We start from the raw sequence: 23,868 nt of genomic DNA, 5'->3' as shown, positions 1-23,868 counted from the left end.
TTTCGAGGGGTCGATGCGCGTACTTGCGATGGCATCACAAAAGGGTGGTTCGGGGAAGACCACGCTGAGCGGGCACCTGGCGGTGCAGGCGCAGCGGGCCGGCCATGGCCCCGTCGTTCTGATCGACATCGATCCGCAAGGGTCGCTGTCCGATTGGTGGAACGAGCGTGAGACGGATTTCCCCGCTTTTGCGCAGACCACGGTCGCCCGGCTCGCCGCTGACCTTGAGGTCTTGCGCCAGCAGGGGTTCCGCCTGGCGGTGATCGACACCCCGCCTGCAATCACCATGGCGATCCAGAGCGTGATCCAGGTTGCCGAGCTGATCGTCATTCCGACCCGCCCGAGCCCGCATGACCTGCGCGCCGTGGGTGCCACGGTCGACCTGTGCGACCGCGCGGGCAAGCCGTTGATCTTCGTCGTCAACGCCGCCACGCCCAAGGCCAAGATTACCAGCGAAGCCGCCGTCGCGCTGTCGCAGCACGGCACGGTCGCGCCGGTAACGCTGCATCACCGCACCGATTTCGCCGCGTCGATGATCGACGGGCGCACGGTGATGGAGGTCGATCCCAACGGCAAGTCCGCCGCCGAGGTGACGGCTTTGTGGGCCTATATCAATGACCGGCTGGAGAAGAATTTCCGCCGCACAGTGTTCAGCGCGCCCGCGGTTGCGGCCGCGCCCCATGCCGCCTTTGCCGGCCGACCGCAGGGTGGCTTTGGCCGCCGGGTGGTGAGCTGATGTTCGGTTCTGCCAAGCCCGCCGCGTCGCTGTCTTCGGGCCTGCTCGCCCGCAAGGGTCAGGCGCGTCCCGCCATGCGCCCTCAGGGGTTCGTCGGCCTCGATCCGGGCACCTCGCTCGACGATCTCGGCTGGAACGACATGGGCGGCGAGATCCCCGCGCCCGCGCCGGTGTTCGAACCGGTGCCGCCGGTGCTGACGCAGCGCCAGACACTGGTCGAGGAATTTGCGCCCGAGTCGCATCCCGCTCCCGCACCGGTTGCGCACATCTCTGAGCCTGAAGCGCCGGCACGTCCGGTATCGACCGCCACCGCCGCCCGGATCGGGCGCGAGGTCGCGTCGCGCAAGGGCAAGGCCGCCTTCACGCTGCGGCTCGACCATGAACGTCATTTAAAGCTGCGCCTGGCGTCGGCGGTTACGGGCCGATCGGCCCAGCTGCTCGTCACTGAGGCGCTGGACGTGTTTCTCGAGTCTCTGCCCGAACTGGGGGCGCTGGTTGACCGGCTGCCTGCGGGCAAGGCTCGCTGATTTTTGGGGGAATGAGCGCCATGAACCTTCGTCGTATCCTGACCATTTCGGTCTCTGCACTGGTGCTGGGCGCACCGATCGTCGGTGGCCCGACGCTGATCGGCGGACTCGCCGTCGCAAGCGGCGGCGTTGAAACCGCCGATCTGCGCCGCGCCGCCAAGGAAGCGGCCGCCGCCACCAAGGCCCTGAAAAAGGGTGAGGGGCAGAAGGCGGTGACGCATGCCGAGGCGGCGGTCACGCTCGATCCGCGCAATGGCGAATATCGCAAGCTGCTGGGCGAAACCTATCTGTTCGCAGGCCGCTTCGTGTCGGCGGCGCAGGCGCTGAACGAGGCGCTTTCGCTCGATCCGGCCAATGGCCGCACCGCGCTGAACCTCGCGCTGGCGCAGATCGCGACCGGCGAGTGGGACGTCGCGCGCCAGACCCTGGCGACGCATAGCGCGACCATCCCGGCGAGCGACCGTGGCCTCGCCATGGCCCTGGCGGGCGATCCGGCCGGTGCGGTGGCGTTGCTGATGGAGATTGCGCGCCAGCCGGGTGCCGACGCCAAGACGCGCCAGAATCTTGCGCTCAGCCTCGCGCTGGCAGGACAGTGGCCGCAGGCACGGGCGATTGCCGCGCTCGACCTCTCGCCCGATCAGGTCGATGGCCGCATGCTGCAATGGGCGAGCTTTGCGCGGCCGCAGAACGCCTATGATCAGGTTGCCTCGCTGCTGGGCGTTACGCCGATCGCCGACAACGGCCAGCCCGAACGGCTGGCGCTGGCGCATTCGATGACCAGTGCGGTTGCCGCGACCCGCGTCGCCGATCCGGTCGAAACCTATATGCCCGGCCCTGCGCCGGTCGAGGCGGTGGCGGCAGCGGCAGCCGCAACGTCGGCGGATGTGGCGGCTGCAGAAGTCACGCAGGGTCCGTCAGTCACCGCGCCGAGCGGTCAGCAGATCGTCTTTGGCCCGCGCCAGGAAATCGTCCAGGCGGTTCCGACCCGCGCCGTGCGTGCCGAAACGTCGGTCGCCAGCGTCGGTGCAATCAAGCCGGTCCGGGTCGATGTGCCTTCGACCCAGCGCTTCGCCAAGGGCAGCTGGTATGTTCAGCTCGGCGCTTTTGACAGCATCGGTGTCGCGCGCGATGCATGGGGGCGGATGATCCGCCGCACACCGCAGCTCAAGGGACTGACTCCAGCGAGCGCCGGGGTTTCGACCAAGGCGGGCGCGTTCCAGCGGCTGTCGGTCGGCGGGCTTGCCCGTGCCGATGCCGATGCGCTGTGCCGTGAAGTTCGCAGTGACGGCGGCAATTGCTTTGTGCGTCCGGCTGCGGGCGACAAGAAGGCCAGCTGGCTGCGCTGACGCCACCAATCAGGAATAGCCAGGGGCCGGGGTCACTCCCGGCCCTTTTCGTGTCAGTGGACCTCGCTGCCGCCCTTGAACAGGCGGAGTGCCTTGCCCTGGACCGGGAGGCCGTCGAACGGGGTATTGCCAGCTTTGCCGGGCATGGTGTCGGCGACGATCTGCCACGGCACTTCGGGATCGACCAGCACCAGGTCAGCGGGCATGCCGGGCGCGAGCGTGCCGGTGTCGATGCCGAGGATCCGCGCCGGGTTGCGCGCAACGAGCGCGAACAGGCGGTCGAGCGTCAGATGCCCCTCACGGACGAGGCCCAGCCCCAGCGTCAGCAGTGTCGCGGCACCGGCCATGCCCGGCGTCGCATCGGCGAAGGGCAGGCGCTTTTCCTCCGGCCCGCGCGGATCGTGGCCTGAACACAGCACATCGATCGTCCCGTCTGCCAGCGCGGCGAGCGCGGCATGGCGGTCGCTGTCGTCGCGCAGCGGGGGCGAGAGGCGCGCGAAGGTGCGGAAGTCCGACAGGTTGATGTCGGACAGCAGCAGGTGCGCCGGGGTGATGCCACAAGTGACGCGTACGCCGCGCGACTTGGCGGCGCGGACCAGGTCGAACGCGGCGGCGGTGGTGAGCTGACGGAAATGCAGCGCTGCGCCGGTCGCTTCGGCCAGGGTCAGGTCGCGCTGGACCGCAAGCGCCTCAGCCATCGCGGGCGCGGCGGGGAGGCCGAGCCGGGTCGCGGTTTCGCCTTCCGTTGCCACGGCATTCCGGGTCAGTCCGGCGTCTTCGGGGTGCGAGATGACGACCAGCCCGCAATCGCGCGCATAGCCGAGCACGCGGCGCATGACGCCGCTGTCCGCGATCCAGCCGCGACCGGTGCCGACGGCGCGTGCGCCTGCTCCGGCATTGGTGGCATATTCGGCGAGGTCGGTCCCCTCCAGCCCGCGCGTCGCGGCGGCGATCGGGTGGACCCACAGCTCGGGCTTGCCCATGTCGGCAGCGCGCTGGACCAGGCCGGGGCCGTCGAGCACAGGCGACTGGTCGGGCATCAGGCCGATGCGCGCGATCCCGCCCGCGCGGCACGCCGCCTTGTCCATCGCGAACACGCCAAGATCGGTTAGCGCAGGGGCGAGCAGCTTGCCGCCGCAGTCGATCACCTCGGCCCCGTCGGGTGCGGTATCGACGATCCGCTCATCGGTGACGAACAGGTCGCCGCTGCGCTCGCCGTTCTCAGTACAGATTAGCCGGGCGTTGCGGAAGATGCGGTTCATGCCCAGCCCTCCACGCCGCGCGCGCGTCGGGTCAGCACATCGAGGCACGCCATCCGCACCGCCACGCCCATCTCGACCTGTTCGGTGATCGCCGAGCGGCCGGGCAGGTCGGCGACGACCGAGTCGATTTCGACTCCGCGGTTCATCGGGCCGGGGTGCATGATCAGCGCATCGGGCTTGGCGCGCTTCAGCCGTTCGAGCGTCAGCCCGTAATTGAGGTGATATTCGCGGGTCGAGGGGATGTACGCCCCCGACATGCGTTCATTCTGCAGCCGCAGCATCATCACCACATCCGCCCCCTCCAGCGCCGCATCGAAATCGGTGAAGGGGGTGACGTGCATCTTCTCGATCGCGGCGGGCATCAGCGTCGACGGGGCGACCACGCGTACCTCTGCCGCCAGCGCGGTCAGCGCGAGGATGTTCGAGCGCGCGACACGGCTGTGCAGAATGTCGCCACAGATCACCACGCGCTGATGCGCAATCGCGCCCCGGCGGCGACGGATGGTGAGCGCGTCGAGTAGCGCTTGAGTCGGATGCTCATGGCTGCCGTCGCCGGCGTTGAGCACGGGGCAATCGACCTTATCGGCGATCAACTGCACCGCGCCCGAGCTCATGTGTCGGATCACGATCACGTCCGCGCGCATCGCGTTGAGCGTCATCGCGGTGTCGATCAGCGTCTCGCCCTTCTTCACGCTCGATTGCGCGGCGTGCATGTTGACGACGTCCGCGCCGAGCCGCTTGCCTGCGATTTCGAAGCTCAGCAGCGTGCGGGTCGAGTTTTCGAAGAACGCATTGATCTGGGTCAGCCCATCGAGGCGATGGTCGCTGGGCGCGCGGTTGCGGTTCGCCTCGATCCACTGTTCCGCTTCGTCGAGCAGGAACAGGATTTCGTGCGGCTGAAGCCCGGAAATGCCCGTGAGGTGCGCGTGCGGAAACACGGCGCGCCCCTGAATCTGGGCGCCGGGGCGATGATCGATCGGCGGTTGCATTAAAGGTGCCGGTTAGCGGGGCGGGGCGGCGGGCGCAAGGCGTCGTGCACTTGAAGCAATTCGCCCCTATTCGATGAGAAATCGCGAGCCGGGGGGGCGTGATGTTGGGACAATGGCAAACTTGGCTTGCCGACGCGCCGGCGGTGGTGATCACGTTCATGACCGCACAGCTCGCGTTGCTGGTCATCGCGGTGCCGCTATGGAGCTGGATTGTCGATCGGTGGCGCTGGGCGGGGCTGCGCAGGCTGCTGCTCGATGCCGCGCTTGAGGCGCATGGCGAAACGGCGCAGGCGGCGGTCGCACTATCGCGGGAGTTGTTCCGAGAAAATCAGGCTTCGCCGCTGGAGCGGCTGACCCGGGTGCGGCGGGCGATTGCGCGTCAGGCCGAGGTTGCGGGCCAGCTGCGCCACAAATGTGCGATTCTGGGCCATGCGGTGGATGCGCGGACGGCGCCTGCCATTCTGGCAACGACCCGATTCTGCGATGTTGCGGCATCGACGATGCGCGAAGTGACGGCACTGTATCTGCGCGAGGCGGTGGTCCGGGTGGGCAGCAATGTCGCCTATGGCGACGATCAACTTGGGTTTCGGCCCGGACAGGTGGTGTCGTTCCGCTATCTTGAGGATTTGCAGCGACTGAGCGACTCTTTCGCGGTCGCGGCAGAAGCCAACCGCGCGACATTGCGCCGATTGGGGCGGCGGATGCGACGCGGTGCGCACGGTGCGAAGCTCGCGGCGGCCGCCGAACATGCCGATACGCTGGCCATCGATATTCAGCGCTTCGGTCAACGGCTGCACCGCGCCGATCCCGACTCGCCGGACTATCGCAATCGGCCGCGCGGGGAGATGGCGGCGCGGACTTTGGACGGGCTGATCGCACGCTTCGATCGCGGCGGACTGGTGCGGCCGCGCGAAGTCGACGGTTAACCGGTCGCGAGCGCGTCGATCGCGCCTTGCAGGATGTAGCTTGCCGCGAGCTTGTCGACCCGTTCGGCGCGTTTGGCGCGGGAGAGGTCTTCGGCGATCATCTGGCGTTCGACCGCAGCGGTAGACCAGCGTTCGTCCCACAGGAAGATGGGCAGGTCGAGGTCGTCCATGTTGCGGGCAAAGGCGCGGGTGGACTGGGTGCGCGGGCTGTCGGTCCCGTCGAGGTTGAGGGGGAGGCCGATGACCAGCCCCTTAACCTGTTGCTGGCCGATCAGCGCCACCAGTTCTGCCTTGTCGGCGGTGAACTTGGTGCGCTTGATCAAATGCGCGGGGCTGGCAAAGGACCAGCCGGCATCGCACAGCGCGGTGCCGATCGTCTTGGTCCCGACATCGAGGCCGAGCAGCCGCCCGCCGGCGGGAAGGGCGTCCCGGAACACGGCAGCGTCGGTGGTGATCATCCCACCGCCCGGCGCGCGAACAGATCGATCCAGCTGGTTCGTTGCGCGCGATGCGCGGTCAGCCGTCGCTCCGCATCAGCGCGAACATTGCTCCAGAACAGCGTATAGTCGAACACATGATAATTGTTGCCGGGGAGGACATATTGGCCGCCAACCCCCGACGGCACCGTGCCGAGCATCAGGAACCCGCGCCCGTCACAGCGTAACGCCGTCGCAGACTTGGTCAGCGTGGCCGAGGACAGGTCCGCAGCCGGGACGAGATTGCCGACATCGAACATTGCCGCTTCGCTCGCCGCCGGACTGCCGGTCACCGGGTTGGTGCAGATCATCGCGCTGCCATTGCGCGGGGTGCCGGTGAAGCCGTTCGAGGCGTCAAAGGTGTCGAGGATCAGCGAAGGATCGGCGGGTTCGGCGAAGCTCTGCCACGACAGGATGCAGCCACTCTGATCGGCGGCGGTGCATTCGGGCAGGCCGAGCGCAGGAAGGTCCGCTGTTTTGGACACGGGCCAGCCGACGACATAGGCCGCGACGATCCGCTTCGCGAGCGGCTTGGCCGCCACGCGGTCGTGCAACAGGCGGGTGAGGTGGAGCGCACCCTGGCTGTGCCCGGCGAGGATGATCGGGCGGTCGCCCGCTTCCTTGAGGAACTGGTCGAAGGCGGCGGTGATGTCGCGATAGGCGAGGTCGAGCGCCTGTTGCGCGTCCGCCTTGGTCGTGAGGAATGCGCCAAACGTTGCCTGACGATAGCGCGGCGCCCAGATCGCCCCCGCGCCGTTGAACGCGCTCGCCTGGCCACGCAGGAACAGCTTGGCGCGGTCATTCGCCTCCTTGTCATCCAGCGGCGCATTCCACTTTGCGCGGTTGAGGTAGGAGGTGGGGTGGATGAAGAACACCGCAGCCTCCGGCTTGGCTGCCGGCTTGATCCCTTCGGGCGTCCACAGCGCCGGGTTGCCCGGTCGGTCGGGCCGCGCGAGCCACATCTCGGGGCGGGCATAGCTGTCGGCGGGGAGCGCGGCCTGCGATTCGTATTTCCCGGTTGGCACCATGAACTGGCGGGTCAGAGCAACGCCCCAGAACTGGAATGCAAAATGGCCGGCAAGCGCGAGCACGATCAACACCGCCACGAGATAGAGGAACTTACGCGCCACGTCGGCTCTCCATTGTGCAATGCAGCATGAGCCGCTGCCGGGCAATCGCTTTCCGTTGCGCGATGGTTGCGAAGGATGCAACCTTGGCGAACGCAATCGAGGGGGCAGGGGATGAGTGAAGCGGTCGAACAACGGGACGAGCGCTGGCCGCTGCTGCCGCCGATCCTTGCCGGGCTGGGGCTCGCGGCGGGCCTGATCGTGCACTGGATCGTCGGGACCGGCTATCAGCCCGAGATCAGCGCCCTGCGGCTCGCGCTGCTCAGCTTTGTCAGCGTGTCGGCGATCCTGTTCGGGTTCGTCGTGATCCGTACCGAACTGATTCGCTCGGCGGCGTTCGCGGTCGGATGTGGCGCGGTCGCGGCGCTGATCCTCTATTTCAACGGGGCGACATCGGGGTGGAGCGCGACCGAGGGGTGGCGGCTGGTCTGCCTCGCGCTGGCCATCGGGATTGCCGCGCCGCTGTTTCAGGCGGGGCGTGAGGGCGGGTTTCGGCCGATTTCCTATCCTATGGCGCACGATCACGCCTGGACCAATGCGGTGCTGTGGTGCCTCAGCTGGGCGTTTGTCGGCGTGGTGCTGCTGCTGTCCTTTCTCCTTGCCGCGCTGTTCGACCTGATCGGGATCGACCTGCTCTCTGACCTGCTGCGGGAGGAGTGGTTCTGGCGCCCGCTCGTCGGGCTGGCGTTCGGGCTGGGCCTCGCACTGCTGCGCGAACAGCGGCGGATCGTGGGATTGCTCCAAAATGTCGCGATGCTGGTGCTGGGGGTGCTCGCGCCGGTGCTGGCGGTCGGGCTGGGGCTGTTTCTGATCGCGCTGCCGTTCACCGGGCTGCAGCCTTTGTGGGAAGCGACCAAGTCGACGACGCCGATCCTGCTCGCCTGCGCGGTCGGGGCGCTGTTGCTGGTCAATGCGGTGATTGGCAATGGCGGCGATGATGCGCCGCGCAACCGCGCGCTCCGCTGGGCGGCTTTGGTGCTGGCGGTGGCGATCCTGCCGCTGGTCGGGATCGCCGCCGTCGCGACTGGACTTCGGATCGGGCAATATGGTTTCACGCCGGAGCGGCTGTGGGGCCTGACCTTTGTCGTTATCGCGAGCGTGGTGGCGGTCGCGTACCTCGCCAGCGTGATCCGCGGGCGCGGCGGCTGGGCGGAGCGGGTGCGGCCCGCCAACCTGCATCTGGCGATGATCGTCTGCGGGGTTGCACTGCTGCTGGCAACGCCGCTGGTGAGCTTCAACGCGATCTCGACCCGCGATCAGGTTGCGCGGCTTGAGTCGGGCAAGGTGACGCCCGAGAAGTTCGATTGGCGCGCGCTTGCGTTCGATTTCGGGGAGCCAGGACGGCGGGCGTTGGATGGGTTCAAAACGTCGAAGGACGCGCGGATCCGCAAGGGGGCGACTGAAGCTGCGACGGCCAAGTATCGCTGGGACGCGCCGGACGGCACTCAAGCGGTTCGCGAAGAGGCGCTCGACAAGACGCTGCGCATTTTGCCTGCCGGGCGTCAGCTCCCGCCAGAACTGCGCGAGGCAGTTGCGCGCGATTGGCGATGCCGGGATACGGGCTGCACGCTCGCATTTCTTCCAGGCGATAACGAGGCTGTCCTGCTTGTTCATTCGCAGTTCGAACCCGAGCCTGCGTCTACCGCAACGCCGGTTGCCAAGCTCGAAGTGGTAGGATCCGCTCGTCACGGAGGGAGTGCGGACTTGCAGCGTCACGTCGCAGTCAACGGGCGATGGGTCGATGCCAACACAGTGTCGAGCCCCGCGACTGATCCATCTGCGCGCGCGCGTTCAGCCGACGGGCTGAAGTCCGGAGCAATCGAAGTCCGCCCCGTCCAGCGCCGCCAGGTCTTCGTTGGCGGCGTGCCGGTCGGCGATCCGTTCGAATAACCCCGCTTGCTGAAACGGGGGCGTCGCTGCTAGGCGCTCCCCATGTCCGTAGAACCCGCCACCGTGAAGAAGGTCGCGAGCCTTGCGCGTATCGCGATCAGCGATGCCGACGCCGAGCGGCTCGCGCCTGAGCTCAACAACATCCTCGGCTGGATCGAGCAGCTGGGCGAGGTCGATACCTCGTCCGTCGAACCGATGACCGCCGTGATCCCGAACACGCTGCGCCTGCGCGAGGACGTCGTGAATGACGGCGACATGCGCGACGCGGTGCTGGCCAATGCGCCGCTCGCCGAGCATGGCTTTTTCACCGTGCCCAAGGTGATCGAATAATGACCGACGTCACCAATCTCGGCGTCGCCGCGCTGCGCGACGGCATCCGCACGGGCGAGTTTTCGGCGCGCGAAGTCGCCGACGCCTTCATCGTCAAGGTGAGCGCGGCCAAGCAGCTCAATGCCTTCATCGTCGAGACCCCCGAGCATGCGCTCGCCGCCGCGCGTGAAGCCGACGCCGCGCGTGCCGCTGGCGAAACGCTCAAGCCGCTGGCCGGCGTGCCGATCGGCATGAAGGACCTGTTCTGCACCAAGGGCGTGCAGACCACCGCCGCGAGCCATATGCTGGAGGGGTTCAAGCCGGTCTATGAATCGACCGTCTCGCAGAAATTGTGGGACGCGGGCGCGGGCATGCTGGGCAAGCTGAACCTCGACCAGTTCGCGATGGGATCGTCGAACGAGACCAGCTATTTCGGCAATGTGATCAGCCCGTGGCGGCGCAAGGATGGCGGCAATGCGCCGCTGGCGCCCGGCGGTTCGTCGGGCGGCAGCTCGGCGGCGATCAGCGCGCGGCTCGTGCCCGCAGCGACCGGCACCGATACCGGCGGATCGATCCGTCAGCCTGCGGCATTCACTGGCATTTCGGGCATCAAGCCGACCTATGGCCGCTGCTCGCGCTGGGGCGTGGTGGCGTTCGCCTCGTCGCTCGATCAGGCGGGGCCGATGGCGCGCGACGTGCGCGACTGCGCGATCATGCTGGAGGCGATGGCGGGCTTTGACGCGAAAGACGCGACCTCGCTCAAGCTTGACGTGCCGAAGTGGGAGCAAGGGCTCAGCGCGGATCTGCGCGGCAAGAAGGTCGGCATCCCCAAGGAATATCGCGTCGACGGCATGCCGGGCGAGATCGAGGCGTTGTGGCAGCAGGGCATCGACTGGTTGAAGGATGCCGGCGCGGAGATCGTCGAGGTCTCGCTGCCGCACACGAAGTACGCGCTGCCGGCCTATTACATCATCGCGCCTGCCGAGGCGTCGTCGAACCTCGCCCGTTATGACGGTGTGCGCTATGGCCAGCGCGATCTGCCCGATGGCGCAGGGCTGCAGGACATGTACGCCGCGACCCGCGCCGCCGGGTTCGGGCCGGAGGTGCAGCGCCGCATCCTGATCGGCACCTATGTGCTCTCGGCGGGCTTCTACGACGCCTATTACACCCAGGCGCAGAAGGTCCGCACACTTATCGCGCGCGATTTCGAGCGGGCGTGGACGCAGTGCGACCTGCTGCTGACCCCGACCGCGCCGAGCGCCGCATTTGCGCTGGGCGAGAAGTCGGCCGATCCGCTGGCGATGTATTTGAACGACGTGTTCACCGTGCCGTCTTCGCTGGCGGGCATCCCGGCGATGTCGGTGCCGGGCGGGCTGGACAAGGACGGGCTGCCGCTCGGCCTGCAGATCATCGGCAAGCCGCTGGACGAGCAGGGCGTGCTCAACGCGAGCCTCGCTATCGAACAGCGCGCGGGATTTACGGCGCGGCCGGAGCAGTGGTGGTAAGATGAGCGAGTATCGGATCAAAGGCGAAACCGGTGAGTGGGAGGTCGTGATCGGCCTTGAGGTCCACGCGCAGGTCACGTCCAACGCCAAGCTGTTCTCCGGCGCCGCGACTGCGTTCGGGGCGGAGCCGAATACGCAGGTCAGCCTCGTCGATGCGGCGATGCCTGGCATGCTGCCGGTACCGAACATGGAGTGCATTCGTCAGGCGGTGCGCACCGGCATGGCGATCGATGCGCAGATCAACAAATGGTCGCGGTTCGACCGCAAGAATTACTTCTACGCCGATCTGCCGCAGGGCTATCAGATCAGCCAGCTCTATCACCCGCTGGTCGGCGAGGGCGAAGTCGAGATTGACGTCGATGGCGAGACCAAGACGATCGGGGTCGAGCGCATCCATGTCGAGCAGGATGCCGGCAAGCTGATGCACGACCAGCATCCGCGCCTGTCCTATGTCGACCTCAACCGCAGCGGCGTCGCGCTGATGGAGATCGTGTCGAAGCCCGACATGCGCTCGCCGGCTGAGGCCGGGGCGTATCTCGCCAAGCTGCGCTCGATCCTGCGCTATGTCGGGTCGTGCGACGGCAATATGGATCAGGGGTCGATGCGCGCGGACGTCAACGTCAGCGTGCGGAAGCCCGGCGCGGAGTTCGGCACGCGCACCGAGACCAAGAACGTCAACTCGGTCCGCTTCGTCATGCAGACCGTGGAGATCGAGGCGAAGCGCCAGATCGAGGTGCTGGAGAGCGGCGGCACGATCGTGCAGGAGACGCGCCTATTCGACCCCGATCGCGGCGAAACGCGGTCGATGCGGTCGAAGGAAGACGCGCATGACTATCGCTACTTCCCTGATCCCGACCTGCTCCCGCTCGAACTGGACGATGCGTTTCTGGACGATTGCCGCGCATCGCTGCCCGAACTGCCCGATGCCAAGCGTGCGCGCTACATCGCGGCGGGGGTGACGCCGTATAATGCCGGGGTGCTGACCGCCGAGGTCGAGACCGCGCGCTATTTCGACGCGCTGCTCGACGCGGGCGCAAAGGGTGCGGCGGCGTCGAACTGGGTGACGTCCGAGCTGTTCGGCGCGCTCAACAAGCTGGGCAAGAGCATCGAGGAGTCGCCGGTTGCGGCGGCCCAGGCGGCCGAGCTGCTGGGCCTGGTCGCCGACGGCACCATCTCGGGCAGCCTCGCCAAGCAGGTATTCGAGATCATGCTCGAAACCGGCGACAGCGCGGCCAAGATCGTCGAGGAGCGCGGGCTCAAACAGACGTCGGACACCGGCGCGATCGAGGCGGTGATTGCCGAGGTGCTGGCGAAGAACCCCGGCCAGCTGGAACAGTATCGCGGCGGCAAGGAGGCTCTGTTCGGCTTCTTCGTCGGCCAGACGATGAAGGCGATGGGCGGGAAGGCCAATCCGGGCGTGGTCAACGACCTGCTGAAGAAGGCGCTCGCGGGCTGATCCTTCGCATTGCGCGCAGTTCGAGCGCGCGATACCATCCCGCAGGGGAGGGGCGAATGGATCTCAGGATGGCATGCGCGGGGCTGATGCTGGTCGCGTTGGCACCATCGGCGCTCGCTCAGACGGCGGTCGAGCCGCCCGATCCCGCCACAGTGACCATCCCGGACCTGTCGGGTGGTCGCGATCCGGCGGTCGTGTCCAACGGCTGGAAATATTTCTACTTCTGGCGCGCCGATACCAGCTATGCCGAGGCCTATGCTGACATCGCCGATTGCTATCGGTTCATGCCGGCGCCCAATGCCACCGCTTCGGTCCCCCGGTTCGTGCCATGGGAGGAGGCGGCCAGCGTCGCGACGGTGCAGCCCTCGGTCATCCAACCCTATGGAATTGTCGGCGCGGTGATCGGAGAGATCATTGCCGGGCCGTTGGTGCGCCGCGCGCATCAGTCCCGGCTCCGCCGCTGTATGGAGCCGCGCGGATATCAACGCTATCCGCTGCAGGAGCGCCGCTGGGAGCTGCTGACCGACAATTTCTCGTCCGCCTCGATCGCGATGCAGGCCAAGGCGGCGTCGGGCCCGCGGCCCGATGCCGACCCGCTGCCGGAGGACCGCTGATGCTGCTCGCCTTGCTCGCAACATTGTCCGCTTCGGCGCCTGCGATGGTGCAAACGCCAGCCGCTCCTCAGCCCATGCTGGTCGAGATCAGTGAGGGACAGCCGGTCACGATCCGCCCCGACCGCGCCTATCTGCTGTTCCGCATGCACCGGCCCAAGGGCGTTCCGTCGTTCGAGCCCGTGTTTCTGCGCAAGCCGACATCGGCAGAGCTCGAAGATTATCGCACGGCACGGGCGAAGGCGTTCGAGGAAGCCCGGCCGAAGCTGATCGAGGAGCGGGAAAAGGCCCTGCGCCGCCGCGCGGAGCAGGAAAGCCAGGGGCGCAAGCCGAGCGGTCCGATACCGCCCGAACCCACGCTCGACACATTCACTTATTTCTATCCGGCCGTCGCCAATCTTGCAGGGATCCGCCACAATTTCCCGTTGGCGAAGGGCACGCCCGATAACCTCTATCTGATCGAGGCGGTTCCGGGCGATTATGTGCTCTATGGCACGTCCTGGGGAATGGGGCCGCAGGGGTTGGCAGTTTGCTGGTGCCTGGGGACGGTCGGGTTCACGGCAAAGGCGGGGACGGTCAGCGACCTTGGCACCATGTTCTTCGACACGGCGAAGTTCCGCTCCAAAATTCCGGAGCTGAAGGATGAAACCGGCTTTGGACCGAGCAGCGATACGCCGTGGTTCCTGATCGGCGGGACGGTGCGCCCCGATCGTCGCGACGGCACGCTTCCGGCCGTTCTGGCGGGCATGACCGTTTCTCCGGCCGAGTATTTTGCCGTCGGGAGCTTCGTCGATTTGAACAATGGCGGGGTCAATCGACTGGGACCCGTCCCCGGCGTGCTGGACTATGTGCGGGGCAGGGCGATCGATATCAAATCCGGCGCACCGGCCCGCGGAGGCGCGACCGGGCGCTGAGGATTCGATAGTTTAGATTGGCGCACTCGCGTTACTGCGCGGTGTCGTCCTGATTCTTCACGACGCCCCCGGTCCCGCCTACTGCCCCGTCGACGCCCTCAGGCGGGGTGTCGTCCTGAACATTCTCGATGTCGCGATTGGTATCGGTGACCGCGCGTTCGAGGTCGCTGCGCTGGTCATGGTCTGCGTCGGGTAGGCTGTCGGGATGCGGGTCGGGCAGGCGATCGGTCATGGCTTTAATCCTCTCACCCGGAACAACGCGCCAATTGGCGAGATGCTCCGGGTGATCGGTTATTCAGTCGCGTGTCACGCGAGTCTTTTAGCCCTTCGCCTTTGCCTTCGGCGCGGGGCGGGCGGCGATGGCCTTGCGGGCATTGCCCGCATATTCTTCAAAGTTCTTCTTGAAGACCGTGACGAGCTCGTCGAGCGCGGCGATCGAATCCTCGCCTTCCTTGGGTGGGAACAGCTTGAGGCCGTTACCGCCCCATGCCTTGTACTCGAACGCGATCTTCTGGGCCGAGTCAAACTCGCGCAGCATGAAGAGCGTCCTGAGCGAACGACCGTAAATTGCGGCCTTCTGATAGAAGACGTCTGCGACGATCAGCTCGCTGTAGCAGGCTGCGGTCGAATCCGAACGGCGCGTCTTGACCTTGCTCATGGTCTTCCGCTCAAGCGGGGTCTCGTGCTTGACGAGCACGGTGCCGGGCTTGAGCTGAAGCAGTTCCTGAAGGTTCACGGATTCCAGGGCTTCGAGCTGCGACGGGCTGTCCAGCGCGCTCGCCAGGCTCGCCTTGTTGCTGGCATCCCGCCCGCTGTGAATGGCCGCATCGAGCAGGCCACCACCGAGGAGACCCGTCGTTACGGAGTTCATACGTTCTGCCGGCCAGATGTGGAGTTCGCATGGCGCCGCGTCCTGCGCCACGGCTGCGGTCGATGTGCACAGCGCAGCGCCGAAGGCCGCAAGTGCGATGCGACTGATGAATGTTTTCATCCTATTCACTCTTCCCATTGTTGGTCGCTGTGGACTGTCGCCCGCGCTCCAAATATTCGGAGAACAGCACAACATTGCTTCGCAGCGCCGAAGCAAGTTCGTTGAGTGCGGCCTCGTCCGACCGTAGCGGGTCGAACGAAAAGATCTCGAGCTTGGTCTGGGCCCATGTACCGAAGCTGTAATATGGCTCAGCCGAGCCATTGAACTGACGATAGCGGAAGAGTGTCTTGAGGTTCCGCCCGCGCGCATATTCGCGCGAATAGACCACATCGACCAGAACAAGCTCGGCATAGCAGGGCATCGTGGCGGCCGAATAGCGCGACTTGACGGATCGGATCGCCCGGCTTTCGAGCGGTTCGCCGTGAATCACGGTGCGATAGTCGGAGCCTCCGAACAGGTCGGAAAGCGGAAGCGCGTGGAGCACTTCCTTCTGGCGTGCGGTCGAGAGGGGTTCGGGTGCCGCAGATTGGGCGAGCCGAGCGTCCGCCTTTGCGTCGGCACGCTCCGCAGCCTGCCGTTGGGCCCGTTGAATCAGCTCCGGGAGCAACCCGGTCATCCGGTTCGATTCGGACGCGCGTTGGCGAATGCTGGTCATCCCGGATGCAGGCCAGACATGCAGCTCGCATATCGCTTGATCGGGGAGGGCGGCAGGGGGCTGGGCTGGTGCGGGAAGTGCCGCACCGGCGAATGCCAACCAGATCGTCATGTCCGGCCGATCAGCGCTTTTTCGCTGGCGCCCGTAACGCGGCAGCGAAAGAAGTGATGTTTTTCGCGAACGCCAGCTTGATTTCGGCGAGCGCGGCTTCTTCTTCCTCAGGAAGGGCCGGTGGGAATTTCACCAGTCGCGTCTGCACCCATGTTCCAAAAGCGCGGGTCGGGGCCGGATCGGTGCCAAACTCCCGATAACGGAACAGAACCTTCAAAAACTTGCCGGAGACGAACGCGTCATGCTGCATCATCACGTCGTCGACGATCAATTCCGCGTAGCAAGGCGATTCCGACGTCGCGATGCGCGATGGCGAACGCCGTATGACGCTGCTGGGTAGGGCATCTGCGTGCATCACCACCCGATAGGTGTCGAGTTTCAGCAGTGCTGGCAGTCCGGCCTGTTTGAGGAGTTCCGCCTGTTCCGCGGTATTGATCGCGTCCGCCGGCGTCCTGGGATAGCCGTCGCGCCCGGTCACCGCGCCGTTGACGATACCGCCGCGGACCCACCCGCTATAGACCGACCCGAGTTTCGATCCCGGCCAGACGTGAAGTTCGCAAGAAGGCTGCAATTGGGAATTTGGCGCGGCGTCGTCCTGCACCCCGGCAGCCGCCAACATGGCGGCCATCACCCACATCGCACCCATGTTGATTCCCCTGGCCCTGACCCGAGGCTAACCCTTCGAACGTGCGTCGGTCAACTGGCTAATATCGGGGCTCACCGGCGACAGCAGCGCGGTTTAACAGACCGGCCAGGCGATCCTCACGCCACAGGCTGGACCGGCGTCGCCGGCGGATCGCCGCCGGGTTGTGGGGACGGGATATCGATGTCTGGTGCCGGGGGCGCGATCTCGGGTGTCGCGGGGGCGGGCTGGCCGGGCTGAGGCGTCGGTGGCGCCTCGGGCGGCGGGACGGAGGGCTGGGCTGGAATGGGCGGTTCTACGGGCATCGGGAGTCTCCTGTGCCTGTCGAACGCTCCGCCAATATTTTGGTTCAGCGCTGCCCGGCCCTAGTGCAGCATAGCCAGTGAAAATCCGTCTCGCTTTGCTTTCAATTCCGAAATATCAGTTTCCCCGATTTGGGGGAATCGCGCGCATAATTCTTGTAATTGTTGGCGATTTTGTCTCGGGGGGCAGATGATGGAAGCGTTCGGACAGCAGCGACTGGGCCAGTTTCACCGGGATGAAGTCGCTGACCAGCCCCCGGTCGGGGGCGGTTTCGTGCGCGACCTTGATGCGGTCGCGGTAGCGGCTGAGCCCGGACCTGTCGTTATGGTCGAGGATGCGGATCCTGCCAATTCCGTGATCACCGGAACCGAAGGCGACGACGTGCTCAACGCGGACCCGGCGGGTTCGGTGATCGACGGCCTTGGCGGCAACGACCGCTTGACCGGGTCGGACGGGCGCGACGAACTGCGCGGAGGAACGGGCGACGATATCCTCGAGGGCGGCGGGAATGACGACGTCCTGATCGGCGGCGACGGCGATGACGTGCTGACCGATATGGTGGGGAACAACCGATTCGATGGGGGGGCGGGCGACGACATCATCCGCTTTGAAACCCAATTCTACCAGTTTCCCTATGATCCGGTTCGCTTTGCCCAGACGATTCATGCGGGCGACGGGAACGACCAGGTTTACTTGCATGTTCGGTTCGATCGCTGGGGCAGCGGTGGCAGCTATACCGGAACGGCCGCGGTCGATCTCGGCGCGGGCAACGATCGCCTGTACCTCGGCAGCCGGATTGTCGAAGTGACCGTCACTCTGGGCGCGGGCCAGGATCGCGTGGAGCTTGGGGCGGACTACCACTTATGGCGGAGTAACGCGGACCCGCTGCCGCTCATCATCACCGATTTCCAGGCGGGCGCCGGCGGTGACGTGATCGACCTTGGTCCGCTCGCCAACACCAATGGCTGGACGATCGACGCCAATCCCTTTGCGACCGGGCACCTGCGCGCGGTTCAGGAAGGGGCAGACACCGTCATCTATCAGGATTATGACGGGAATGGCGGGTCCAGCGACATGACCCAGGTGGTGCGGCTCAACGGCGTTGCGCTGTCTTCGCTCACCGCCTTCAATCTCAACGGATTTGCGCTCGATGGCTCGGCTCTGGTCGGCGTCCAGCTGAATGGCACTGCCGGAGCGGATTTCATCGATGGCACGGCCGGCGGCGACGTCCTGAACGGGCTGGGCGGCGATGACGAAATTCTTGGCAGCCACGGCAATGACCGGATCGATGGCGGTGCGGGCGATGATCTGCTGTCCGGCGGAAATGGCGACGATACGCTGATTGGCGGCGATGGCGACGATGTGCTGCAGGACGTGGGCGAAGGGTCCGACACGCTCGACGGCGGCGAAGGCAATGATCATATTATCGTGCGGCATGGCTCGCGGCCGGTGGCTGAAACGATCCGGATCGATGGCGGAGGCGGCGATGACCTGGTCGAGTTTTCGAGCAGCAACCTGGACGGCACGGTTGCGGTCAATCTCGGCGCGGGCAATGATCGGTTCGTCCTGCATAGCATGACGACGCTCGCCGGTCCCCTGCAAGTCACGACCGGCAGCGGGCAGGACGTGATTGTGATCCATCCGGATTCGAATGGAGGCCCCCCCCGCCTGACGATCGAGATCACCGATTTCCAGACCGGCGATACGGGTGACCGGCTCGACTGGCTTGCGTACGCACAGGCCGTTTTGGGAGGCAATGGCCCCTTATCGATTTACGACCCGTTCCTGCCGACCTGGTACAACCAGTTCTATCAGGACAATGCGGTCCTGGTTCAGTCCGGAGCGGACACGTTGCTGCGGATGGGGAACACCGCAAACGCGCCGGTCCTCGTTATCTTTCGCAACACCAACGTCGCCGACTTGACCGATTTCAACCTGGGGATCGTGACGCGCCCGACGGCGCTGACGGGAACCGCGGAAGACGATCGCCTGTCCGGCACCGATGCCGGGGACACGATGTCCGGGCTCGGCGGAAACGATATCATCATCGGCCAGGCGGGCGACGATGTGCTGCAGGGCGGGGACGGCGATGACATCCTGTCAGGCGAATTGGGTAACGACACGCTGATCGGCGGAGCCGGTCGCGATTATCTGGACGGCCATGACGGCAACGACCGGTTCGAGGATCCGGACGGGGAGGATGGCCTGATCGGCGGCAGTGGCGACGATGTGTTTGTTGTCGGATCGACCCCATGGCTTTCCGATATTCGCCCAGGATATATCCAGGGGGGCATTGGCAATGATCAGGCAACGCTCGCCGTTGGCCCCGGCTATCGCGCATCGATGGGCATTGGCGCCGATCGGGTGACGCTGCTCGCCGGATCCGGCGGCGCGTTCATCGACCTGGGCGATGACGATGACGCGATCAGCGTCGCGTCGATCGCTTCCGACGTCGATCTGGTGCTCGGCGGCGGCGACGATGTGATCACGCTGGATGCCGGATTCGGCACGGGGGGCGGCGTCCTGCGCGTGTCCGATTTCTACCAATTAGCATTCGAAACTGGCAACCAGATCGATTTCCGCGCGGCGCTTTCCGCGTTTACCGGCAATGCGTGGACAGCTGCCTCCGGGCTAAACCCCTTTTCCACTGGCCATATTCAGGTGCGCGACAGTGCGGGGGGCGGCGTCGAACTGTGGTTCCATCCAACCGGGACCGCCGGCGCGGACAGCGTGATGGTGATGTTCCTGTCACTGACGCGCGCATCGGACCTGACCGCCGCAAGCTTTGTCGGCGGCTATGATCCCGCTGAATCCAACCCCGGTTATTACCGGGTGACGGGCCAGCATACCAACCCGGAAGGCACCACGCTCAGCATCAACAACCCGGCATATCTCGAGGAGCGCCGGCCCGGCCTCGTCTTCAGCTCCGGTGCCCAGTCGTTCGTTAACTCCGGTACTATCGAGGTCAGTCAGGACGGCTATGGCGGCGCGCATGGCATCCTGGCCGGCATCTATGTGCCATTTGTAAATGGGGCCTCGGACGCGTTGTTTCACAACACAGCGACCGGGACATTCATCGTCGAAACGCGCGGAATTCCTGACGACGGGCCATCGCCGTTCGTTACCAGCCGGACCTATGGTTATTTTCAGCCGTCTTTGGGCACCGTCGATTTTCTGAACGACGGGATCTTCGAAGTCCATGGCAGCTACATGCACGCGACCGGGATCATGACGTACTCCGATGTATCGATCGTCAACAATGGCACGTTCCGCGTCACCAGCGAATATGATGCCATCGGCATCGATCGTAACAACCGTTACAGCGCGGTCACGAATACCGGTCTGATCGAGGTCACGGGCGGCAGGATCGCGATCGGGGTCAATATCCAGGATTACGTGAATGGCGGGTTCGTCAATTCGGGCGAAATCGTCGTGACGACTGGGCCCAATTCGCCCTATGCCAGCATCGGTGTGCTTCTCGAGCAGAACTCGCGGGTAACCGGCGCCCCTGCACTGTTTGTCAACAGCGGTGTGATCGCTGCCGACATCGCGATCCTAGTGAGCTCGACCCACAGCGGCACCCATTACATCGCCGCCGAGCGCATCGAAAATAGCGGAAGCATTCTGGGCGACGTCTATCTGGCCTATGGCGATGATCAGATAATCAATACGGGCCTGATGACGGGCGCGACGATGCTCGAATCCGGCGACGATCTGTACGACGGGCGGGGTGGCGAGCATCGGGGGGTGGTCGACGGCGGCACCGGCGATGACCGGTTGCTCGGCGGCGACCATGGTGACTGGCTGATCGGCGGGCGGGGCGACGACCTGATCCTGGCGGGCGCTGGCGACGACCTGGTTCAGGGCGGTAGCGGTCGCGATGCACTGGACGGTGGTGCGGGCTATGACACGCTCAGCTTCCTCGACGCGTGGCAGGGGGTTGAGGTCGATCTGGCGCTCGGCACTGCGATCAATCGCGGGACCTCTTACGTCCGCGGGTTCGAGGCAGTGGTCGGATCGGTCTATGCCGACACGATCCGGGGCTCGGCCGCGGCGGATTTCCTTGAGGGTGCGGCGGGCGACGATGTGCTGGTTGGGGGCGACGGGGACGATATCCTCGTTGGCGATTCCGGTGCCGATCGCCTGACTGGCGGCGCTGGAAATGACCGATTCCTCTTCTCCGATGGGGACGGGATCGACCGGATCACCGACTTTTCGGCGGGAGACCGGATCGAGGTGTTCGGATACACCGGCTATCAGTCGATCGTTCAGGACGGCAGCAACGTCCGCATCACCCTGTCGGGCAGTGACGCGATCATTGTCGAGAATGTCCAGCTCTCGGCGATCAACGCCTCCAATCTGCTGTTCCGCGCCAACGAACTCGCGCCGGAGCCGTCGGGGCAGGTGCCCGATTTCGTGATGGTCAACGAGCCGGTCTTCCTGGTCGAGGCTGGCACGACGCTGCACCTGACAAACCCGGATTATCAGGCGCATTTCCGGATCGGGCTGCACCAGTCGCCCTTGTGGCTGGAGGGAGTCGAAGGCGGGATACAAACCTTTATCGCCGGCACCGTCCGGATCGAAGCCGATGCGAGCGAGGCTCCGCTCGCCGGAATGATCGCCGGAAACGATGTTTCAGGACCGAATGGCTACGTTTCTGGCGAAGGAGCGTTCGTCATCGAGGCAGGCGGAACGTTTGAAGTCATCGCCCATCGCGGCGACGCGTGGGGCGTCATGGGCGCGCCTTGGAACATGGGGACGATCCGGGCGGTTGCCGCCGATCCCGGTGCCGATGCGGTGGCCGTCTATTGGCCCTCGGGAATGGTCCATAACAGCGGAAGCATCATTGCGGAGGCGGGCGGCAGCGCGACGGGAATCTATTACAATCAGGACGGGTTCCAGAACAGCGGCACCATCACCGCACGCGGCGGCGAGGCGAGCATCGGTGTCGACGTCTTCTTCAATAATGGCGCTTCCAGCCAAGCCGGCAATGCAGTCAATAGCGGCACCATCGCCGTCAGCGATTCCACCAGCGCGCTCGACAGCGCGGCGGTGCACATTGAAGTCAATGGACGCGGGTTTTTCTGGAACAGCGGCACCGTGACCGGCGATTACGCCATCGACGGCGGGGCCAATGCAGGCAGCAGCTTCACCATCTATAATAGCGGACGGCTAGAAGGGATCGTGCGCCTGGGCGGCGGCAACGAACTGCTGCAGAATAGCGGTGTGGTCACCGGACCGGTCGATCTGATGGGCGGTGACGACATCTATGACGGCCGGCTGGGCCGCGCGCTTGCCAGCGTCTCGGGCGGGGATGGCGACGACCGGCTCTACGGCGGTGCCCATAGCGACACGCTGCTCGGCGGCTTTGGCGAAGACTGGCTGATCGGAGCGGGCGGCGATGACGTGCTGACCGGCGGAACCGGGCGCGACCGCTTCTACATCGGCATTGGGTCGGGCCATGACGTGATTACCGATTTTGCGGCCGGCGCGAATGGCGACATCATCTATGCCGTCGGTTATTCGGCCTATTCCGCGATCGAGCAGCGCGGGGCGGACGTGCTGGTGACATTCTCAACCGGGGACACGATCCTGCTGCGCGGTGTGCAGCTGTCTGCAATCACGGCGGACAATTTCCGGTTCAACGCGTTCGACCTGCCAACGGACGTCGCACCGTCGGCACCGCCCCCGCCGCCAGCAGCGGGCACTGCGCCGGTCTATCCGGGGCTCGCCGGTGCCGGTGCGCGGTTCGAATATTACGGCACTGCGGGATCCGATGAGTTGGTTGGCGGCGCTGGCCCCGATTTGATCGATGGCGGTGCCGGTGCCGACCGGCTCTATGGCGGCACGGGCGACGATCTCTATTATGTCGATCGTCAGGACGATCTGGTGTTCGAATTTGCCGGTGGCGGCGTCGACAGCGTCATTGCGACCGGTAGCCACTATCTGTGGCAGCATGTCGAGCATCTGACGCTGGCCGAAGGCGCCGGTGACCTGTTCGGCGTCGGCAACGAACTGGCAAATACGATCATCGGCAATAGCGGTTCGAACCTGCTGATCGCGGGGGCCGGTGACGATCTGGTACGCGGCGGCGGCGGAGTGGATTCGCTATTTGGCCAGGACGGCGACGATCGGCTCTTTGGGGACGCGGGTATCGACTATCTGGCCGGCGGGGCGGGTGACGACGTCATCGACGGCGGGGACGATGCCGACGCCCTATATGGCGAGGACGGTGACGATATCCTGATTGGTGGCTCCGACTTTGCCACCGACATCCTCGTCGGCGGTGCCGGCAACGACATCCTTTATGGCAATAGCGGTGCGGGTGATCACGATCTGATGGATGGCGGCGCGGGCGACGACATCTATTATGTCGATACGCCGGCCGACCTGACCTTCGAGGCTGTAGATGGCGGCATCGACACGGTTTACGCGCGAATGAACAGCGCCGGTTACTACCTCTACGCCAATGTCGAGAATCTGGTGCTGCTCGACTACACCCCGTTCGGGGTGGGCAATGAGCTGAACAACCGCATCACCGGCAGCCAGTATGACAATTGGTTGCTGGGTGGCGCTGGCGACGACATCCTTAATGGCGGGGGCGGTCGCGACGTCCTGTTCGGCGAGGCGGGAGCGGATATTTTCGTGTTCGAACGCGGGACCAGCGCCGATGTGATCGGCGATTTCCAGGTGGGCGTGGATCGCATCGATCTCCGCGCCTTTGGGCTGACCTGGCAGGATGTGCTGAACTCTATGCATGAAAATGGCGGAACGACCGCGATCGACCTGGGTGGCGGCGACCCGTTGCTGCACAATGGCGACATGATCGTCCTCAACGGCGTCACCCGCGCCAGCCTGTCCGAACGCGATTTCATCTTTGCAGCATCGGCGCAGCAGCAGTCCAGGCTTGTCGAAGAACGTGTCGGCGAAGGGCAGGAACTGGTCGCGGGGATGCTGCACGACTTTTACAACCCGCGATTGTTCGTCGATTTCGCGCAGTTTTGAATCTTGGCCGATATGGGCGGCCACGGCGACTTGGGCCGGTGGTCGCCCCTTGATCGCTTTAGCCTCGGCATTGGCATCTGGTTGGATAGCGGTCCCCCGACCCCTGAAATGCCTTAACCCGGCGATCGGGTAGGGCATAGGCAATC

Annotated in this window: 19 protein-coding genes; 11 read left to right on the top strand and 8 right to left on the bottom strand. The window is 65.4% G+C overall.

Features of this window, described 5'->3' with window-relative positions:
* Positions 1-13 precede the first annotated feature (13 nt).
* The 3 genes from ACRYLO_RS07175 to ACRYLO_RS07165 are packed head-to-tail and all read left to right on the top strand — an operon-like array spanning position 14 to position 2,609.
* The gene (locus tag ACRYLO_RS07175; RefSeq protein WP_294017893.1) at positions 14-736 is read left to right on the top strand and encodes a ParA family protein; all 723 of its coding nucleotides are present in this window, start codon (positions 14-16) and stop codon (positions 734-736) included.
* A complete protein-coding gene (locus tag ACRYLO_RS07170) occupies positions 736-1,263 on the top strand; it encodes a hypothetical protein (protein ID WP_482659528.1) in 528 nt (175 codons plus the stop codon). The genes ACRYLO_RS07175 and ACRYLO_RS07170 overlap by 1 nt, the downstream gene beginning before the upstream one ends.
* A gap of 20 nt (positions 1,264-1,283) precedes the next feature.
* Positions 1,284-2,609, top strand: a complete 1,326-nt coding sequence (locus ACRYLO_RS07165; protein ID WP_482659527.1) for an SPOR domain-containing protein — start codon at positions 1,284-1,286, stop codon at positions 2,607-2,609.
* A gap of 53 nt (positions 2,610-2,662) precedes the next feature.
* Here ACRYLO_RS07165 and ACRYLO_RS07160 read toward each other — a convergent pair whose 3' ends face one another.
* Together ACRYLO_RS07160 and ACRYLO_RS07155 are read right to left on the bottom strand one after the other, a co-directional pair.
* Positions 2,663-3,871 (bottom strand): dihydroorotase, encoded by a 1,209-nt coding sequence (locus tag ACRYLO_RS07160; RefSeq protein ID WP_482659526.1) that lies wholly within the window; start codon positions 3,869-3,871, stop codon positions 2,663-2,665.
* Positions 3,868-4,860, bottom strand: coding sequence for an aspartate carbamoyltransferase catalytic subunit (locus tag ACRYLO_RS07155; RefSeq protein ID WP_482659525.1), 993 nt, complete (start codon positions 4,858-4,860; stop codon positions 3,868-3,870). Before ACRYLO_RS07155 ends, ACRYLO_RS07160 begins: the two co-directional genes overlap by 4 nt.
* 158 nt (positions 4,861-5,018) lie before the next feature.
* Between ACRYLO_RS07155 and ACRYLO_RS07150 the strand changes: the two genes are divergently transcribed.
* Complete coding sequence (locus tag ACRYLO_RS07150) at positions 5,019-5,786, top strand: hypothetical protein (protein ID WP_482659524.1); 768 nt, start codon at positions 5,019-5,021, stop codon at positions 5,784-5,786.
* Here the strand turns inward: ACRYLO_RS07150 and ruvX are convergent.
* Both ruvX and ACRYLO_RS07140 read right to left on the bottom strand, forming a co-directional pair.
* Positions 5,783-6,244 (bottom strand): Holliday junction resolvase RuvX, encoded by a 462-nt coding sequence (gene ruvX / locus ACRYLO_RS07145; RefSeq protein WP_482659523.1) that lies wholly within the window; start codon positions 6,242-6,244, stop codon positions 5,783-5,785. The two genes, ACRYLO_RS07150 and ruvX, sit on opposite strands and share 4 nt — an antisense overlap.
* Entirely contained in the window at positions 6,241-7,392 is a 1,152-nt protein-coding gene (locus tag ACRYLO_RS07140) for a DUF3089 domain-containing protein (protein WP_482659522.1), read from the bottom strand. Before ACRYLO_RS07140 ends, ruvX begins: the two co-directional genes overlap by 4 nt.
* Positions 7,393-7,503: 111 nt before the next feature.
* Here ACRYLO_RS07140 and ACRYLO_RS07135 point away from each other — a divergent pair, with 111 nt between their 5' ends.
* From ACRYLO_RS07135 to ACRYLO_RS07110, 6 genes are read left to right on the top strand one after another with little or no spacing between them, the layout of a single operon-like run.
* On the top strand, positions 7,504-9,279 hold the full coding sequence (locus ACRYLO_RS07135; RefSeq protein ID WP_482659521.1) for a DUF4153 domain-containing protein: 1,776 nt from the start codon (positions 7,504-7,506) through the stop codon (positions 9,277-9,279).
* Between the two features lie 42 nt (positions 9,280-9,321).
* Positions 9,322-9,609, top strand: a complete 288-nt coding sequence (gatC, locus tag ACRYLO_RS07130; RefSeq protein WP_310036847.1) for an Asp-tRNA(Asn)/Glu-tRNA(Gln) amidotransferase subunit GatC — start codon at positions 9,322-9,324, stop codon at positions 9,607-9,609.
* Positions 9,609-11,093, top strand: coding sequence for an Asp-tRNA(Asn)/Glu-tRNA(Gln) amidotransferase subunit GatA (gene gatA / locus ACRYLO_RS07125; protein WP_482659520.1), 1,485 nt, complete (start codon positions 9,609-9,611; stop codon positions 11,091-11,093). The genes gatC and gatA overlap by 1 nt, the downstream gene beginning before the upstream one ends.
* Before the next feature lies 1 nt (position 11,094).
* A complete protein-coding gene (gene gatB / locus ACRYLO_RS07120) occupies positions 11,095-12,549 on the top strand; it encodes an Asp-tRNA(Asn)/Glu-tRNA(Gln) amidotransferase subunit GatB (protein ID WP_482659519.1) in 1,455 nt (484 codons plus the stop codon).
* Between the two features lie 56 nt (positions 12,550-12,605).
* Positions 12,606-13,163: a hypothetical protein gene (locus ACRYLO_RS07115; protein WP_482659518.1), complete on the top strand. Its 558-nt coding sequence runs from the start codon at positions 12,606-12,608 to the stop codon at positions 13,161-13,163.
* Positions 13,164-13,207: 44 nt separating this feature from the next.
* The gene (locus tag ACRYLO_RS07110) at positions 13,208-14,074 is read left to right on the top strand and encodes a hypothetical protein (protein ID WP_482659517.1); all 867 of its coding nucleotides are present in this window, start codon (positions 13,208-13,210) and stop codon (positions 14,072-14,074) included.
* Positions 14,075-14,105: 31 nt separating this feature from the next.
* Here ACRYLO_RS07110 and ACRYLO_RS07105 read toward each other — a convergent pair whose 3' ends face one another.
* The 4 genes from ACRYLO_RS07105 to ACRYLO_RS07090 all read right to left on the bottom strand — a co-directional run bounded on the left by ACRYLO_RS07105 (position 14,106) and on the right by ACRYLO_RS07090 (position 16,417).
* The gene (locus ACRYLO_RS07105; protein ID WP_482659516.1) at positions 14,106-14,306 is read right to left on the bottom strand and encodes a hypothetical protein; all 201 of its coding nucleotides are present in this window, start codon (positions 14,304-14,306) and stop codon (positions 14,106-14,108) included.
* 87 nt (positions 14,307-14,393) lie between these two features.
* Positions 14,394-15,065, bottom strand: coding sequence for a hypothetical protein (locus ACRYLO_RS07100; RefSeq protein ID WP_482659515.1), 672 nt, complete (start codon positions 15,063-15,065; stop codon positions 14,394-14,396).
* Between the two features lies 1 nt (position 15,066).
* Positions 15,067-15,660, bottom strand: coding sequence for a hypothetical protein (locus ACRYLO_RS07095; protein WP_482659514.1), 594 nt, complete (start codon positions 15,658-15,660; stop codon positions 15,067-15,069).
* Positions 15,661-15,781: 121 nt separating this feature from the next.
* Entirely contained in the window at positions 15,782-16,417 is a 636-nt protein-coding gene (locus tag ACRYLO_RS07090; RefSeq protein ID WP_482659513.1) for a hypothetical protein, read from the bottom strand.
* Positions 16,418-16,909: 492 nt separating this feature from the next.
* Here ACRYLO_RS07090 and ACRYLO_RS07085 point away from each other — a divergent pair, with 492 nt between their 5' ends.
* Positions 16,910-23,722 (top strand): hypothetical protein, encoded by a 6,813-nt coding sequence (locus ACRYLO_RS07085; RefSeq protein ID WP_482659512.1) that lies wholly within the window; start codon positions 16,910-16,912, stop codon positions 23,720-23,722.
* The last annotated feature ends 146 nt before the right edge of the window (positions 23,723-23,868 follow it).

The sequence above is a fragment of the Sphingomonas sp. SDUR79 genome (assembly GCF_056821745.1).
Note: the sequence above shows the minus strand (reverse complement) of the source record. Positions and strands in the feature narration are given on the sequence as shown.

What these genes read in the sequence shown, in the direction of transcription:
- ACRYLO_RS07175 (WP_294017893.1), top strand. Translation starts at nt 14, where the DNA reads ATGCGCGTACTTGCGATGGCATCACAAAAGGGTGGTTCGGGGAAGACC.
- ACRYLO_RS07170 (WP_482659528.1), top strand. Translation starts at nt 736, where the DNA reads ATGTTCGGTTCTGCCAAGCCCGCCGCGTCGCTGTCTTCGGGCCTGCTC.
- ACRYLO_RS07165 (WP_482659527.1), top strand. Translation starts at nt 1,284, where the DNA reads ATGAACCTTCGTCGTATCCTGACCATTTCGGTCTCTGCACTGGTGCTG.
- ACRYLO_RS07160 (WP_482659526.1), bottom strand. Translation starts at nt 3,871, where the DNA reads ATGAACCGCATCTTCCGCAACGCCCGGCTAATCTGTACTGAGAACGGC.
- ACRYLO_RS07155 (WP_482659525.1), bottom strand. Translation starts at nt 4,860, where the DNA reads ATGCAACCGCCGATCGATCATCGCCCCGGCGCCCAGATTCAGGGGCGC.
- ACRYLO_RS07150 (WP_482659524.1), top strand. Translation starts at nt 5,019, where the DNA reads ATGACCGCACAGCTCGCGTTGCTGGTCATCGCGGTGCCGCTATGGAGC.
- ruvX (WP_482659523.1), bottom strand. Translation starts at nt 6,244, where the DNA reads ATGATCACCACCGACGCTGCCGTGTTCCGGGACGCCCTTCCCGCCGGC.
- ACRYLO_RS07135 (WP_482659521.1), top strand. Translation starts at nt 7,504, where the DNA reads ATGAGTGAAGCGGTCGAACAACGGGACGAGCGCTGGCCGCTGCTGCCG.
- gatC (WP_310036847.1), top strand. Translation starts at nt 9,322, where the DNA reads ATGTCCGTAGAACCCGCCACCGTGAAGAAGGTCGCGAGCCTTGCGCGT.
- gatA (WP_482659520.1), top strand. Translation starts at nt 9,609, where the DNA reads ATGACCGACGTCACCAATCTCGGCGTCGCCGCGCTGCGCGACGGCATC.
- gatB (WP_482659519.1), top strand. Translation starts at nt 11,095, where the DNA reads ATGAGCGAGTATCGGATCAAAGGCGAAACCGGTGAGTGGGAGGTCGTG.
- ACRYLO_RS07115 (WP_482659518.1), top strand. Translation starts at nt 12,606, where the DNA reads ATGGATCTCAGGATGGCATGCGCGGGGCTGATGCTGGTCGCGTTGGCA.
- ACRYLO_RS07110 (WP_482659517.1), top strand. Translation starts at nt 13,208, where the DNA reads ATGGTGCAAACGCCAGCCGCTCCTCAGCCCATGCTGGTCGAGATCAGT.
- ACRYLO_RS07105 (WP_482659516.1), bottom strand. Translation starts at nt 14,306, where the DNA reads ATGACCGATCGCCTGCCCGACCCGCATCCCGACAGCCTACCCGACGCA.
- ACRYLO_RS07100 (WP_482659515.1), bottom strand. Translation starts at nt 15,065, where the DNA reads ATGAAAACATTCATCAGTCGCATCGCACTTGCGGCCTTCGGCGCTGCG.
- ACRYLO_RS07095 (WP_482659514.1), bottom strand. Translation starts at nt 15,660, where the DNA reads ATGACCAGCATTCGCCAACGCGCGTCCGAATCGAACCGGATGACCGGG.
- ACRYLO_RS07090 (WP_482659513.1), bottom strand. Translation starts at nt 16,417, where the DNA reads ATGGGTGCGATGTGGGTGATGGCCGCCATGTTGGCGGCTGCCGGGGTG.
- ACRYLO_RS07085 (WP_482659512.1), top strand. Translation starts at nt 16,910, where the DNA reads ATGGAAGCGTTCGGACAGCAGCGACTGGGCCAGTTTCACCGGGATGAA.